The following is a 15,522-nucleotide window of genomic DNA, read 5'->3' as shown; positions in this document are numbered from 1 at the left end:
TGCAATCATTTTTTATTTTAAAATAGTAAACAAACTTATTTTTTTGATATCCCTAATTTATCTTCTATTTCATTTAATGTAGATAATGCAATGACAATATGTTGATCAGCAAGCCCTAAAGCATGTTTAGTATTTTCAATTGTTTCATTGACCGGAGTAGAGTTATTGTATCCATCTATGATCAAACCCGCTGCATTTTTCATGAAATTCGATGCAGCTTTAAATTCAGTTGTGAAATAAATTAGTTGTTCTTGTATATGTGCATCTGTTATGTTTTCCTCAGTTTTTATACTGTCTATTTCTTTAATTATTACTTCATATTGTTTGGAAATAGCATTCATTGTAACTAATAGTTTATTTTTGTCTACTGAATCTCCGTAAGTATTAATCTCTTCCCAAGCGGGCAACCAATCTTTTTCAATTACAGTATTATAATTAGTAGTCAATTCATTAATTTTAGGTTGCAATGTAGTCCGGAAAGTTGTTGTATCAACGGTTTCTACAGTTACTTTTTCATTGCTTTTTTGATTTTTAGTTGTGTAGACAATAGTACCGACAATAATAGCAATAGAAACAAAAAGCAACCATTTGTTAAAAAGTAATTTCTTCAAGGTGTAACGCCTCCAAATTATAAAAACTCATAATTATAATATATAACAATAATGTTGTTAAAAGTAGTAAAATGATAAAGATAATATGTGAAAAAAGGGGATTTAAAGTGGAAACGAAAAGAAAAAGACGAGCTTCGAGTATTGCAATGGTCATTTTATTAGTTGGTTTATTTGCGCTCATATATATGAACAAAGAATCAATAATTGAAGATTTTCCAGTACCAATGTCTGCAATACATATTAACGATGATAACGAAGAGAATTATAAATATATAAGTGTAATGCCTATTACGAAGGCAAGTGGATGGGAGAACTTAGGGGAAAACGGGCATACTGTTAGTTTTAAAAAAGGGGATCGGATAGTAACTGTATTACATTATCCAGGAGAAATTACCTATTACTTATTTGAAAAGTAAATGGAATGAGCCATAGACAATGCGGTTTTACTAAGTTGTTTATGGCTATTTGTATTTAGAAAAACATTGAAAATTTAAGTTCAATCTATAATAAGAAGGTGTTTTGTTTTATAGAAGAGAATACAAAAATGGTATAAGAAAATATAAGGGGATATATTCTATGAAGAACGAAGCCATACGTGCGGTTGAGGAATATCGTAAAGATTTAAATGCTGGTAACATTGAGAAAATAAATAGTTGGGTATCAGATGATTTTATCGTTTTCTGACAGAAGACTCCTTCCTCAAAAATGTGAAGGTGTGAAACACCAATTTTAGGTGGGAGATGAATGTCAGTAGGCGTAAGCCTACGTTTTTTTGTATACTGTAGATATACTATGAAAAAGTGAGGTGCAACCTATGTTAGTAAAAAAAGCATATAAATTTCGTATCTACCCGAATAAGAAACAAGGAATATTAATTGCTAAAACGATCGGTTGCAGTCGCTTTGTATTTAACCATTTCCTTGCCCTTTGGAATGATACTTATAAAGAAGCTGGAAAAGGGTTAACCTATCTCTCTTGCTCTGCCAAGCTTACTCAATTAAAGAAGCAACAGGATACGATTTGGTTAAAAGAAGTAGATAGTATCGCTCTTCAATCCACATTAAAAAACCTCGCAGATGCTTTTTCACGTTTTTTCAAGAAACAGAATGATATGCCACGATTCAAGTCTAAAAAGAATACAGTTCAATCCTACACAACTAAGCAAACAAACGGAAATATTGGAATTGTAGGCAACGCAATAAAATTACCGAAACTTGGCCTTATTCGCTTTGCTAAAAGTCGTGAAGTAGAAGGGCGTATCTTGCATGCAACGATTCGTCGTAACCCAAGTGGTAAATACTTTGTATCTATCCTTGTTGAAACAAACGTACAAGAAATACCTAAAACTGAATCCACTTGTGGAATCGATGTCGGATTAAAAGATTTTGCCATTCTTTCTGATGGCACAATATACAAGAACCCTAAATTCTTCCGTACATTAGAAGAAAAGTTAGCGAAAGCACAGCGTATCCTTTCTAGAAGAACAAAAGGTTCTTCGAACTGGAATAACCAACGTGTGAAAGTTGCACGAATCCATGAACATATTGCAAATGCAAGAGCTGATTACTTACATAAACTTTCTACTGAAATCATCAAAAACCACGATGTTATCGGTATGGAAGACTTACAAGTCAGTAACATGCTCAAAAATAGAAAGCTTGCAAAAGCGATTAGTGAAGTGTCTTGGTCACAATTTCGGACTATGTTGGAATATAAAGCAAAATGGTATGGCAAGCAAGTTGTTATGGTATCTAAAACATTTGCTTCTAGTCAATTATGTTCCAATTGTGAATACAAAAACAAAGACGTTAAAAATCTAACAATTCGTGAGTGGGATTGCCCTTCTTGTGGCGCACATCACGATAGAGATCGAAATGCAGCGCTCAATCTTAGAAACGAAGCAATTCGTCTCTTAACCGTAGGAACTACGGGGATAGCCTAATGAATTAGAAACCGTTAGGTTTCTGTACTTAGGAATCTCCCACTTCAAACAGTCCGTGAGGATGTTAAGTGGTGAGTAGTTCAATGGTTACTTTGGGTATTACAGTGATAGAGACTATGAGGTATACCGAGGCGATACATATAAAGAAGATAATATTGAAACATTAAAAAGTTATGAAGGACAAAAACCTTATTGGAAATATAAAGATTTAACACATAGTTTAAGAATGGAGAACGAACTGATATTATCTGCTATTGTAGATTTTTATTTGCAGGATAAAAAAGTAGCATCAGTTTTAGCGATGGAAGTTTTTAAGAAAGAAATGGATGGGTGGAAGTTATATAGACAGCATATGGAAAGATATGCGGAATAATTTGAAAGATGCTGATTTTATGTAGATTATCAATATAAAAGTAGTATCTTGAACTATCTGTTACTTATCTACACTTGAAGTGGCGGACTTCTACGAATACTAACAAATTTGTCAGTGTACAACTCGCACATCTTTAATTTATCTTGTTTTTCGCTGTACTTCCATATGTGTAAATGTAGCTTAAGATTTTCTAGTACTAATATCAGTAATACATATTTACCAGGATAATGAAGTTTTAATAATATCACATGATTCGGAACGGAGTAGTTATTATTTATTTGAAAAATGAATGGTGATAAAAGAGATAGGACGTAAACGACCCTATAGGAGTGTTTACGTCCTATTTTTTTGTTTTTAATTCTGAATTATTCGAATTATAATATATGTTATATGTGGAGTAAAACAATATTTTGAAGGGGAATGAGTTGATAAATTGCCAAGAATAAAAAAAATAGGGCATTTTTGTCCTGTGGATGTTGAAGGATTTATTATAAATGATGCACATGTTGATAAAATTCAGCCTGTGTTTTTGGAGGTAATACAAGAAATAAAGGATACTTGTTGTCAATTGTTGCGGGATGATTTGCATAGTGTTTATATTAGGGGTTCTATTCCAAGAGGGATTGGAATAGAAGGGATTGCAGACATAGATATGATTATATTAGTTCGAAAGGACCCTAAAGCAATAAACCTAAGCTGGAGAAAGAAGTTAGAAGTCCAAATTGCAAAGCAGTTTAATTGTATTTCAGGAGTGGAGTTAAGTTTTTATAGTGAAAAAGAAGTAACAAATTCAGAGTTTTTTTCTTTTGTAGGCTTTATGATCCAGACACATAGTGTATGTATATTTGGTAAAGACGTAAAAGCATATTTACCTAAATATAAAGTAAGTCAGGAGATAGCGTATGAACATCTCATTCATTTACGGAAACAAATTGAACAAGCACACGAAGAGTTAATTCATAATAAGGACGTAGATGATATAGAGGATTGCTGTCGCTGGATTATGAAGATAGTAGTCAGAGTAGGTCTAGCATTAACAATTGATAGAGAAGGGCTTTATTCCAGGGACTTATATCCAGCATATAAGTTATTTAGTAAACATTTTCCCGAGCAAGAAAAGAATATGAGGGAGGCATTACAATATGTAATTGAGCCTATAAAAGATATAGAAGAAATTTTATCGTTTTTAGATACGTTTGGTGATTGGTTAATAGAAAGAGCGGAGGATTATTTGAATAATATACGATTTTAATGATTCATAATTTTATTATGTAAACAAAAGGTATTTAAGTAAAGAAGAGAGGCGAGGGATTTGGATTTTTATATTGTAGATGTCTTCTCACAAGGTAAGTATACAGGAAATCAACTTGCAGTATTTATGGATGGTCATCAAATTTCTAGTGAGGAAATGCAGTCAATAGCAAAAGAAATGAATTTTGCAGAAACAGCTTTTATCATATCTGGCAAGAGAAGAGATAATGGGTATGATGTACGTATTTTTACACCTAATGAAGAAATTCCTTATGCCGGCCATCCAGCTTTAGGAACAGCATTTGTATTACGAAAAGAAATTCTTCAACTTACTACAATGAAAAGTGTGATATTACATTTTCAAGGTGGCTCTGCCGAAGTCATATTTCATAATGACAACGGTGTGTTATGGATGAATCAAAATGAACCTAATTTTGGATCGGAAATTGATAAGGATATTATAGCTAACGTATTAAATATTAATGTTTCTAATATAGACTGTCGTTATCCAGTTCAAGAGGTATCAACTGGTTTACCTGTAATTGTTGTGCCATTAAAATCGTTAGCAGCAGTAAAAGAAGTAAATATAAACAAAGAAAAGTATTTTCATTTAATAGAGAATCTAGCGGCGAAAGGCATCATGGTATTTACTTCTGAAACGTATGAGGAAATAAATAATCTTAATGTTCGTGATTTTGCAGATTATTATGGTATACCAGAAGATGCAGCAACTGGAAGTTCGAACGGTTGTTTAGCAGCGTATCTTCTAAAATATCGTTATTTTGGAACAGAAAAAATAAATATGCGTGTTGAACAAGGATATGAGATAAATAGGCCTTCTTTAATACATATACAAGCTGAAGTAGTAGAGAGTAAAACTAATGTTCGTGTAGGTGGAAAAGTAGAAAGTATTGCAAGTGGGAAATGGATCGTATCATAAGGGGGATTAGAAATGTTACTAAAAACAATATTTTGCAAGGTGGAAGAAGAGAAAAGGGAAATGTTTTCGGAGGCGCAAGAAAAATGGCGTGATTTGCAGCATTTAGATGGATTTCATGGACAATTTGGTGGGTGGAATGAAGATGAGGCGTGTGTATATACTTTATGGGAAGATAGAAATGCATATCAATCGTTCATGAATGATGCTCATGATACAATTTTTCTAAATAGTAATCAAGAAGGTACATATATTTCCTGTAATATTGAGATGTTTCAAACGTTGTATGATATAACAGAAACGCCTTTGAAAGATGTAATTATACAAGGATCATTTGTAAGAGTTGCAATTTGTGATGTGAAAGAAGGGAAAGAGAAGCATTTTTCATTTATACAAGAAACAATTTGGAATAAAGGAACGGAAAATGCAAATGGAATGTTAGGTGGAGTAGTTGGAAAGTCTTTAAAAAATGAAAATCGTTACATAGTGCTAACTTATTGGAAAAATGAAATGGCGCATCAAAATTATGTGGAAGAGATTTTTCCTGAGTTATATAAATTAGCTAACACTCATGAAGATATAGAAGAGATAAAAGGAAAACAAGTGGTTTGTAAGGAAGAATGGCTTGTATATTAAGTGCGCAAAAAGTGCATAAATGAATGTATAATAAAGATATTTTCTTATAAACAAGAAATTAATAGAAGACGTCATATACCCTTTCATGTTAATATATTTAAGTTAAAATAGGAGGCTTACCCTTTTGTATTGTACGGTAGAAGCAGTGTGAGCTTGAAATTTTTTATGAAAAGGATGTGCCTAACTTGCGTATCAATAAATTTATTAGTGAAGCTGGAAAAGCGTCTCGACGTGGAGCAGATAAGTTAATTAATGAGAGAAGAGTAATTATTAACGGTAAGGTTGCAAAAATTGGAGACCAAGTAAATCCAGGTGATGATGTACGAGTAAATGGAGAGCAACTTCGTATTGCTCGAGACCATGTGTATATCGCTTTAAATAAACCAGTAGGTATTACATGTACAAGTGAAAAAGCAGTAAAAGGTAATATTATCGATTTAGTGAATCATCCTTTACGAATTAGTCACATTGGACGTCTTGATAAAGACTCAGACGGTTTAATTTTGTTGACGAATGATGGTGATATTGTTAATGAAATTTTACGTGCTGAAAACAAACATGAGAAAGAATATATCGTTTCAGTAGATAAGCCGATTACACCTGAGTTTTTAGAGAAAATGGCAGCGGGTGTTAAAATTTTAGGAACAAAAACGCTTCCTTGTGAGATCACACAGTTATCAAAATATGAGTTCAAAATTATTTTAACACAAGGGCTGAATCGTCAAATTCGCCGTATGTGTGAAGCTTTAGGTTATCAAGTATACACGTTAAAACGTACGAGAATTATGAATATAGAGTTGAATAATTTACCAGTTGGACAGTGGAGAGATTTAACGAAAAAAGAGAAAAAACGCCTATTTTCAGACTTAAATTACGAACCACAAGATTGGTAAAATTGAGAAGTGACACCAAAATTTTTTTGGTGTCACTTTTTTAAGTTAAATAAATAATATTATTTAACACTTGCAAAAATAAAATGAATAAGATATATTAAATAACAATTAATGGATGTACTTTTAAAAGCAAAGAAAAGGACACGAGTTATTTTAATCGGTTATACAGAGAAGGAAGGAAAGCTGAGAACTTCCTAACGCAGAAAAATAACTTACCACCTTAGAGCTGCACTGGGGAAATCAAGTATCTAGTGCCGTGTAAGCGACGTTACCGTAAAAGAAGCCGTTACAATTTGTGATGGGAATCTGGGTGGAACCACGGGTATAAGCACGCTCGTCCCTATTTTAGGGATGAGTGTGCTTTTTATTATGAAATGGAGAGATGAAAAATGAAAGAACAGATGATTGAAATTAAATTTCCAGATGGTAGTGTTAAAGAATTTGTGAAAGGAATTACTTTAGAAGAAATTGCAGGCTCGATTAGCAGTAGTTTAAAAAAGAAAGCAGTCGCAGGAAAAGTTAATGAAAAGCCTTTTGATTTACGTCGAAACATTGAAGAAAATGCGAAAGTTGAAATCATTACTATGGATTCAGATGAAGGGGTGAAAATTTCAAGACACTCTGCGGCACATATATTAGCGCAAGCTGTAAAAAGAATTTATGGTAATGTAAACCTTGGAGTAGGGCCTGTTATTGAAAATGGATTTTATTATGATATGGATCTTCCAAGTAGTGTAAACGTAGAAGATTTACTGAAAATCGAAAAAGAAATGAAAAATATTATAAATGAAAATGTAAAGATAGAACGAGTTGAGGTCTCTCGAGAAGAAGCAAAAAAATTATTTCAAGAAATGAACGATCACTTGAAATTAGAGCTTTTAGAAGCAATTCCTAATGAGGAAAGTGTAACACTATATAAACAAGGTGAATTTGTAGATTTATGTAGAGGACCACATTTACCATCTACAGGTTATTTGAAAGCATTCCAATTAACTCACGTTTCAGGTGCATATTGGCGAGGGGATAGTAACAATCAAGTGCTTCAACGTATATATGGTGTTGCATTTGCTTCTCAAAAAGAATTAGAAGAGTATTTGCATTTTGTTGAGGAGGCTGCGAAGAGAAATCATCGAAAATTAGGTAGTGAACTTGAATTGTTTATGTTTTCTGAAGAGGCTCCGGGAATGCCGTTTTATTTACCGAAAGGGCAGATTATTCGAAATGAGTTAGAATCGTTTCTAAGAGAAATTCAAAAAGAGTATGATTACCAAGAAGTGCGTACTCCCTTTATGATGAACCAAGAATTATGGGAGAAGTCAGGGCACTGGGGACATTACAAAGACAATATGTATTTCTCAGAGGTTGATCATAAAAGTTTTGCATTAAAACCGATGAACTGCCCAGGGCATATGCTTATGTTTAAAAATAAATTGCATTCTTATCGTGAATTACCGATACGCATGTGTGAGTTCGGTCAAGTACATCGACATGAATTTAGTGGCGCTTTAAACGGATTATTAAGAGTTCGTACTTTCTGCCAAGATGATGCTCATTTATTTGTAACACCAGAACAAATTGAAGATGAAATTAAATCAGTTCTGGCGCAAATTGATTACGTCTACAAAACTTTTGGGTTCGAATATGAAGTAGAGCTTTCTACTCGTCCAGAAGATTCAATGGGAGACGATAAATTATGGGAGCAAGCAGAAGCAGCATTAGAAAATGTATTACAATCATTAAATTATAAATATAGACTAAATGAAGGTGACGGTGCATTTTACGGACCGAAAATTGATTTCCATATTAAAGATGCTTTAAATAGAAGTCATCAATGCGGAACAGTCCAATTAGATTTCCAAATGCCAGAGAAATTTGATTTAAATTATATTGATGAGAATAATGAAAAGAGAAGACCAGTTGTCATTCATCGAGCAGTTTTAGGATCTTTAGACCGCTTTTTAGCAATATTAATTGAGCACTTTGGAGGCGCGTTCCCGGCATGGGTGGCACCAGTTCAGGTGAAAGTAATTCCAGTTTCAAATGCAGTCCATGTACAATATGCAAATGAGGTTGCAGATAAATTAGCTCAAGCTGGTATTCGTGTTGAACGAGATATGCGAGAAGAAAAATTAGGATATAAAATAAGAGAAGCGCAAATGCAAAAAGTTCCTTATGTTCTTGTTATTGGGGATAAGGAAATAGAAAACAAAGCTGTAAATGTGAGAAAATATGGTGAGGAGAAGTCAGAAATTGTTGCACTAGATGTATTTGTGGAAAGTATGAAAAAGGAAATAAAAAATAGAAAATAGAGTTGATAAGAAAACACACCATTATAAAGTGGTGTGTTTTCTTGTTTACCTTACAAAAATGTAAGGTAAATGTAAGAGAAATCGAATGAACGAGTTTTAGAAAAGTGAGAAGATGAAGTAGGAAAAGGTTCATGCTACTTATGTATCTCTTTGTGTTTGAAAAATTAAAAAATTCTTAAGGATTTACATGAGAAAAAGATAAGAAATATATGAGAAATTAATATTATACAAAAGGGATGGAGTGAAAGAGATGTCAACAAATGTAGTTACTGTAGAAAGTGTAGAAAAAACGTATGGAAAAAGGAATGAGAATCAGTCAAAAGCGTTAAGGGGTGTATCGTTAAGTATTAAAGAAGGAGAATTTGTCGGGATTATGGGTCCTTCTGGATCTGGAAAAACGACATTACTTAATGTGATTAGTACACTTGATCAAGCGACAGGTGGTAGCGTTACAATAGCTGGCACAAATATTACTTCTATGAAGGGTAATGCATTATCGGATTTTCGCTCTCAAAAATTAGGGTTTATCTTTCAAGATTTTAACTTACTAGAAAACTTATCAATTTATGAAAATATCGCTTTACCACTTTCTCTGCAAGGCGTACCGTCAAGTGAGATTACTGGAAAAGTAAATGAGGTTGCAAAGAAATTAGGGATTACTGAAATATTAACAAAATATCCGACCGCTGTTTCTGGAGGGCAAAAGCAAAGAACAGCGGCAGCACGTGCTTTAGTACATAATCCAGCAATTGTATTAGCAGATGAACCGACCGGCGCACTTGATAGTAAAAATGCAAAAAGTTTATTAGAGGCAATGCAAGATTTACATGAAAATCACAATGTAAGTATTTTAATGGTTACACATGATGCGTTTAGTGCGAGTTATTGTGAGCGTATTTTATTTATTCAAGATGGTCTTCTATATAAAGAGTTAAAGCGTCAAGGAACACGAGAAAATTTCTATCAAGACATTTTAGGTGTGCTTGCTCATATGGGCTCAGCTGCTGAGTCTAAGTAAGGGGGCAAGACTATGTTATTCAAATTATCACGTCATAGTATGAAAAAGATGTTAAAAGACTATATGGTTTTACTGATTGGTCTAGTGATTAGTATTAGTATTTTCTACATGTTCCAAACGATGGCAATGAATAGTGAATTTACAAAAGATAATAGTCTCATTAGTAGTATTAGGCTCGTCTTCTGGGTTGGTGCAATATTACTTTCTTTCATTACAGTTTTTTACATCATATATGCCAATTCTTTTTTACTTACATTAAGAAGGAAAGAACTCGGTATGTATATGATGCTTGGAGCGAAAAAGAAAAAAGTAGCGCAATTATTATTTGTTGAAACTTTTGGTATGGGTATTGTCAGTATTATTATCGGTATTCTAGTAGGAATAGTACTTGCTAGTGTAGCGGGGAATTTTCTAATGAACGGAATGGAAATTTCAGCAAAAGGTAATTATGCATCTGTATACACACCAGCTATATTAGTTACATCTATTTTCTTCTTAATATTATTTTTCATTACTGGTTTAATGAATAGTTTCCGATTATTACGTAAAACAGAATTAGAGTTAATACGTGAAGATGAAACGCAAGATGAGGTTAAGAAAAGTAAAACCCGCACTGTTATTATGACAGTACTAGGTGTATTGCTAGTAAGTACAGGATATTATTTTATGGTAAATATAAAACTATTTGCTGAACTAGGATTTATAATAGCGACAATTGTTACGACATTAGGAACGTATTTCATTTTCAGCTCATTACTTCCACTTTTTGTGATGAAAATTAAGGGGAATAAAAAACGAAATGAAACGGGATTAAATAGTTTTACTTATGCACAGTTACGTTTTCGAGTAACTAGTTTATCGAGAGTACTTGGCACTGTAGCGATGTTAATTGCATTAGGTGCAGGTGCGATGACAGCAGGTATGGCGTTTCAAAAGAATGTAGGCATTATGACAGACTTTTCACGTGTATATGATGTCGTAATACATGATCCAAATGAAAAAGATGAAGCGGCATTAAAAGATATGAATATTATAGAAGAAGGAAAATATAAGTATAAAGTTGATGGAGAAGCAGTGTATTATTTACGTAACGATTTAACTGCGAAACCACCACTTGTTTCCGATCATTTTGATACAAAAACTTTAAAAGAGCCTGCTCGTAAACGTGTAAATGAGCCTTTAACTGAACCTGTATATTCTGCTTTGGAAGCTCCGGATGTAGCAAATAAACTTCCGCGTATGCCAAAAGATTGGGAGGATGCAATTGTAAGAGAGATACAAATTACCCATAATCAATTTAACGGAAAACCTGTAAGAATTGCAGACGAAGAGCATTATAAAGGAATTCAAGGAACTGAACATACTGTAACATTAGCAAAAGTAGATGATATGAAAAAATATAAACCGTTGTTGATTGATATAGATAAAAGACAAAAAGAAATGATTGAAAAAACAACTGGTGAAGAAGTAAATCTGTTTACGAAAATGACGATATATCAATTCATGAATAGCTTCATGAGCGGAACAATGTTTATGGGATTTTTCCTTGGAATTGCATTTTTAGCAATGATGGCAAGTTCCCTTATGTTCAAAATATTAACGGGTGCTTCTCGTGATGTACGACGTTATGAAATGTTACGAAAAATCGGTGTGAGACGTAGTATGTTAACAAAAAGTATATATAAAGAGATTTCATATTTATTTATCTTCCCAGCGATCATTGGAATTTCCCACGTGTTAGTAGGTCTTAACTTATTTAGCTTTATATTAGTTGACCCGTTTGTAAAAGTATGGATGCCAATAGGAATCTTTTTAGTAATTTATTTCATTTATTACTGGATTACTGTCCAACTTTATAAAGGTATGGTAATGCCGAAAGAAGAGGTAGCGAAATAGTTTAGTAAAAGAGTCCTTGTTATGAAAACAAGGGCTTTTTTATGTGTGTTTATATAAAGACGTGTACGTGAGATGTTATCAAGCTTTAATGATTTAAATCCACGGGTGATATTGAATGTTCAGAAAATATTAAGGATTATTGTAGTAGAAAGTTAAGAAGTGTATGGGAAATTAATAATGTACAAAAAGATTGGGATGAAATAAATAGTTAGAATAATTAGCGAAAAGGTTTAGAGATTTTAGATAAATATCAACTCCAACTTCGTGAAGCGAAGAGAAATGCAAAGACTCTTGTATTATTGAACAAGGGTCTTTTTTTAGGTTGTTTTTTATAAAGAAGGAAAAGATTGGATAATGGTCGAAAAAATATAATATGACTTCCGAGAAATGACTGAAATAATAATATTTTGTCGATGGAAAGGATATTACGTATGAAAGAAATGCTACAGTTATTTCGCAACAAAATTTATGTACGCTTTTTTCTAGCAAATATTTTAGAGCGACTCGGTTCTATGATTGCTGGAATATCTTTAATGTTTTATTTGTTAGATCAATACGGAAAACAGCCAGTTTACGCAACGACGACGCAAATTATGATTGCATTACCTGCACTAATCTTTTTTCTATTAGTAGGGACAGTAGTGGATCGTTTTGATAGACAACGTATTTGTACGGTAAGTAATATATGTTGTTCTCTCTGTAATATCGGAATTCTAATTTCGCTTTATTACGGGATGATTATACTTGTCTTTATATTTTTATTTTTGGAAAATGCATGTATTCAATTTTTCTCCCCGTCTGAACAGGCTATGATTCAAGGGGTAGTAGAATCAGATCAATACGGTGCAGCAGCGGGTATTAATCAAATGGTAAATAGTTTGTATGCTTTATTTGGTGTAGGAATTGCGACAATGGTATATTGGACATTTGGAATTTACGGGAGCATTTTAGTAAATACGCTCACCTTTATTGCGAGTGGTATTTTAATTCAAACGATTTCAATTCCAGAAAGTGTTCGTTTGCCGAATGGTAGAACAAAATGGAAAGAAGTTAACTTAAAGATGTTAATAACAGAGTTTAAAGAAGGACTCAAGTATATATACCAAAATGAAACTTAAAAAAAGTTACTATTAGGATTTATCGTATTTGGACTATTAAATGGCATTTTAAGCGTATCGACTACTTACATATTAAAATACAAATTAGCTCCAGAAACGTATGAAAGTTTAGCAATGGTAGGTGGGGTAGTTGGAGGAATCTCATTACTAGTCGGGAGTGTAGTAGCAACGAGTATAGGTAAGAAATATGCCCCAAAATCTATTATTGTTTTTGGGATGGCCGGCTCAGGAGTCTTCTTCGGTATGTGCTACTTTGTAAATCACGTATGGTCTTTTTATGTATGTATAGCTTTTGCGACTTTCTTTTTACCGTTTATTAATATTGCATTATCGGGCTGGATGTATAAAATTGTAGAAGAGTCATTTATGGGGCGCGTTCAAAGTTTACTTAGCCCATTAACGACCGGATTCCAACTGTTATCTCTTGGCGCAATAGCAATGTTGTTTCCGAAATGGATTGGTGCAGATACATTGTATATTATTTTATTTGGTTTATTATTATTTGTTACGTGTTTATATCAAGCTATTTTACCTAATGGGAAAAAGCGAGTGCAGGATGTAACTGAAGAGATGTAATATATCTGGTTTTTTATTTCTGAATATTCTATCAAGAAATCAAGGGGTAATAGTTATGTTGATGCGAATTGTTAGATGGTGTGGGATTACTTGTTTACAGTTATTTGCTGCAATTTTGTGTATACTCTGCCTAGGTGCACTCCCTCGTTTATTTAAAGGATTGCAAATTGATTTAATCGGTTTTGGTAACACGATTGTGTTTCTTGGAGGGAAGTTACTTCAACCGGGTGAAATTACATATGGATTTCGAGAATCAAGAAAATTATTTCCACAAATTTGGATTCATTATTTAGAGACAATGTTTGTATTTATTTCGGCATTTTTACTGTCTTTATTTATTGCGTATCTTCTCGTTGTGTGGGTATTACAACGGTCTCAATCAAAGCAACGAATGTGGAATGGGATTTTTGTCGCACTTGAAAGCATCCCAGATATTTTAATAATTTTATTATCTCAACTTCTAGTAGTAATAATCTTTCAAAAGACAGGTTTTATGCCAGTGAAACTTGCGGGAATTGGGGAGGAAAGGGCTCGCCTGTTGCCAATAATATGTTTAACTTTACCTACAACATTATTATTTATTAAGTTACTACTATTACGTTTCAGAGAAGAATTAGAGAAAGAGTATAGTATATTTGCTAAAAGTAAAGGGCTTAGTTTACGACATATTTTAACACATCATATTTCAAGAAATGTCTTGTTAACAACAATCTATTATGCAAAAACAAATATTTTATTCATGTTATCAAATTTATATATTATTGAATGGATATTTAATACGTACGGCATGTTTGTTTTTGTAAAAGAAAATTCAAAATTAGAAATATTTACAGTAAGTTTAATAATATTATACGTACCGCTTTTTATACTATTTCGTTTATTACATACGTTCTTACAAAATGTTATAAAGGAGCGTGTATAATATGTGGCAAGTTGTAAAAAAAGATGTGAGATTTTGGCTAGGTATTACTTTTTTAAGCGCACTTATGATTGTTAGTATTGGGAATACGTTGTTTTTCGATGGGAATATTCGTGAACTTACGATGATGTATAACGAAAAAGGAGAACTAGAGGCAGCTCCGTTTTCACCATCGAGTAAATTTTGGTTCGGTAGTGATGCGAAAGGACGCGACCTTGTCCAGTTAATAATAGAAGGAGCGAAATGGACAGTCGGTGCAAGTATCGTTATCGCATTTTTACGTGTGGCAATTGGTGGAGTTATTGGCTTATTACTAGGAATGTACAGTAAAAGATCATTTCCAGTTATTTCATCTTTTTTTGATCCTTTTAGTATTGTACCAATGGTTATGATTTCCTATTTTATGTTAAATGAAGTTTTAACGTTTGATAGTGGAGAAGAAGTTGTGCCGCTGTATTTGCGAGTGGCATTTCAAATTATAGTTCTTGCATGTCTTGCTGTACCAACAGTTATGTTGTATATAGCGCAAGAGGTAAAACGTATTAAGAAAGAAGAATTTATATTGGCAGCCACTGTGCTCGGTGGAAGTAAGTGGCAGAGGTTGAAGCGCCATATATGGCCGCATCTGTTACCATCATTTCTTTTATTAGTAGCCCAACAATTTGTGAGTACGTTATTACTTCTCTTACACCTTGGTTTGTTGCAATTATTTTTTGGTGGAACAATAACCTTCAGTGGAATGGATCCAGATAGTGTAACGAAAGAATGGACAGGCTTAATTGGTCAAAATTTCCGTCACTTAACTACACATACATGGATTGTACTTATACCAATCGCCTTCTATAGTATGACAATCTTGTCAGGAAATCTTATTAGTAATAGTATGCAAGATGCGATTAAGCTAGGAAATGTTAGAAGAGCGAATCGGAAGAAGGAAGAAGTGAAAGTAGAGAAACAAATACAACCTACTGTGAATGATTTTTCTTTCTATAGAGAGGTACAAAAATAAAGAAAGATAGCTGAAGACAAATTGTTTTTAGCTA

General features: G+C 33.1%; 13 protein-coding genes, 1 pseudogene and 1 other annotated feature. Of the genes and pseudogenes, 13 read left to right on the top strand and 1 reads right to left on the bottom strand.

Annotated features, from left to right (window positions below; translation table 11 throughout):
- Positions 1-35: 35 nt before the first annotated feature.
- Entirely contained in the window at positions 36-611 is a 576-nt protein-coding gene (locus tag ACTFQM_RS03695) for a hypothetical protein (RefSeq protein ID WP_328064750.1), read from the bottom strand.
- A 71-nt stretch (positions 612-682) separates the two neighbouring features.
- Between ACTFQM_RS03695 and ACTFQM_RS03690 the strand changes: the two genes are divergently transcribed.
- The 13 genes and pseudogenes from ACTFQM_RS03690 to ACTFQM_RS03630 all read left to right on the top strand — a co-directional run bounded on the left by ACTFQM_RS03690 (position 683) and on the right by ACTFQM_RS03630 (position 15,488).
- Entirely contained in the window at positions 683-1,027 is a 345-nt protein-coding gene (locus tag ACTFQM_RS03690) for a hypothetical protein (protein ID WP_142322863.1), read from the top strand.
- Between the two features lie 398 nt (positions 1,028-1,425).
- Complete coding sequence (gene tnpB / locus ACTFQM_RS03685) at positions 1,426-2,553, top strand: IS200/IS605 family element RNA-guided endonuclease TnpB (RefSeq protein WP_440034379.1); 1,128 nt, start codon at positions 1,426-1,428, stop codon at positions 2,551-2,553.
- A gap of 226 nt (positions 2,554-2,779) precedes the next feature.
- Entirely contained in the window at positions 2,780-2,926 is a 147-nt protein-coding gene (locus ACTFQM_RS03680; protein WP_440033490.1) for a hypothetical protein, read from the top strand.
- Positions 2,927-3,359: 433 nt separating this feature from the next.
- The gene (locus tag ACTFQM_RS03675; protein ID WP_440033489.1) at positions 3,360-4,178 is read left to right on the top strand and encodes a nucleotidyltransferase; all 819 of its coding nucleotides are present in this window, start codon (positions 3,360-3,362) and stop codon (positions 4,176-4,178) included.
- Positions 4,179-4,238: 60 nt separating this feature from the next.
- On the top strand, positions 4,239-5,117 hold the full coding sequence (locus tag ACTFQM_RS03670) for a PhzF family phenazine biosynthesis protein (protein WP_440033488.1): 879 nt from the start codon (positions 4,239-4,241) through the stop codon (positions 5,115-5,117).
- A 12-nt stretch (positions 5,118-5,129) separates the two neighbouring features.
- Complete coding sequence (locus ACTFQM_RS03665) at positions 5,130-5,750, top strand: DUF4937 domain-containing protein (protein ID WP_440033487.1); 621 nt, start codon at positions 5,130-5,132, stop codon at positions 5,748-5,750.
- 185 nt (positions 5,751-5,935) lie between these two features.
- Entirely contained in the window at positions 5,936-6,643 is a 708-nt protein-coding gene (gene rluF, locus ACTFQM_RS03660) for a 23S rRNA pseudouridine(2604) synthase RluF (protein ID WP_025150719.1), read from the top strand.
- 123 nt (positions 6,644-6,766) lie between these two features.
- Positions 6,767-6,988: a binding site (T-box leader), on the top strand.
- Between the two features lie 44 nt (positions 6,989-7,032).
- Entirely contained in the window at positions 7,033-8,952 is a 1,920-nt protein-coding gene (gene thrS, locus ACTFQM_RS03655; protein WP_440033486.1) for a threonine--tRNA ligase, read from the top strand.
- A gap of 250 nt (positions 8,953-9,202) precedes the next feature.
- Complete coding sequence (locus ACTFQM_RS03650; RefSeq protein WP_000106429.1) at positions 9,203-9,970, top strand: ABC transporter ATP-binding protein; 768 nt, start codon at positions 9,203-9,205, stop codon at positions 9,968-9,970.
- A gap of 12 nt (positions 9,971-9,982) precedes the next feature.
- The gene (locus ACTFQM_RS03645; RefSeq protein WP_327917192.1) at positions 9,983-11,866 is read left to right on the top strand and encodes an ABC transporter permease; all 1,884 of its coding nucleotides are present in this window, start codon (positions 9,983-9,985) and stop codon (positions 11,864-11,866) included.
- A 431-nt stretch (positions 11,867-12,297) separates the two neighbouring features.
- Positions 12,298-13,560 (top strand): annotated as a pseudogene (locus ACTFQM_RS03640) (MFS transporter).
- 55 nt (positions 13,561-13,615) lie between these two features.
- On the top strand, positions 13,616-14,482 hold the full coding sequence (locus ACTFQM_RS03635; protein WP_440033485.1) for an ABC transporter permease subunit: 867 nt from the start codon (positions 13,616-13,618) through the stop codon (positions 14,480-14,482).
- 1 nt (position 14,483) lies between these two features.
- Positions 14,484-15,488: an ABC transporter permease gene (locus ACTFQM_RS03630; protein ID WP_427355702.1), complete on the top strand. Its 1,005-nt coding sequence runs from the start codon at positions 14,484-14,486 to the stop codon at positions 15,486-15,488.
- The last annotated feature ends 34 nt before the right edge of the window (positions 15,489-15,522 follow it).

Origin of the sequence: Bacillus cereus group sp. MYBK30-2 (assembly GCF_051915945.1) — a bacterium.
Taxonomy (GTDB): Bacteria; Bacillota; Bacilli; order Bacillales; family Bacillaceae_G; genus Bacillus_A; species Bacillus_A paramycoides.
The sequence above is the reverse complement of the archived record's forward strand: the minus strand, read 5'-3'. Positions and strand labels throughout refer to the sequence as shown.

Coding starts and splice junctions, on each gene's coding strand:
- ACTFQM_RS03680 (WP_440033490.1), top strand. CDS start 2,780: ATGGAGAACGAACTGATATTATCTGCTATTGTAGATTTTTATTTGCAG.
- ACTFQM_RS03690 (WP_142322863.1), top strand. CDS start 683: ATGATAAAGATAATATGTGAAAAAAGGGGATTTAAAGTGGAAACGAAA.
- ACTFQM_RS03635 (WP_440033485.1), top strand. CDS start 13,616: ATGTTGATGCGAATTGTTAGATGGTGTGGGATTACTTGTTTACAGTTA.
- tnpB (WP_440034379.1), top strand. CDS start 1,426: ATGTTAGTAAAAAAAGCATATAAATTTCGTATCTACCCGAATAAGAAA.
- thrS (WP_440033486.1), top strand. CDS start 7,033: ATGAAAGAACAGATGATTGAAATTAAATTTCCAGATGGTAGTGTTAAA.
- ACTFQM_RS03645 (WP_327917192.1), top strand. CDS start 9,983: ATGTTATTCAAATTATCACGTCATAGTATGAAAAAGATGTTAAAAGAC.
- ACTFQM_RS03665 (WP_440033487.1), top strand. CDS start 5,130: ATGTTACTAAAAACAATATTTTGCAAGGTGGAAGAAGAGAAAAGGGAA.
- ACTFQM_RS03650 (WP_000106429.1), top strand. CDS start 9,203: ATGTCAACAAATGTAGTTACTGTAGAAAGTGTAGAAAAAACGTATGGA.
- ACTFQM_RS03630 (WP_427355702.1), top strand. CDS start 14,484: ATGTGGCAAGTTGTAAAAAAAGATGTGAGATTTTGGCTAGGTATTACT.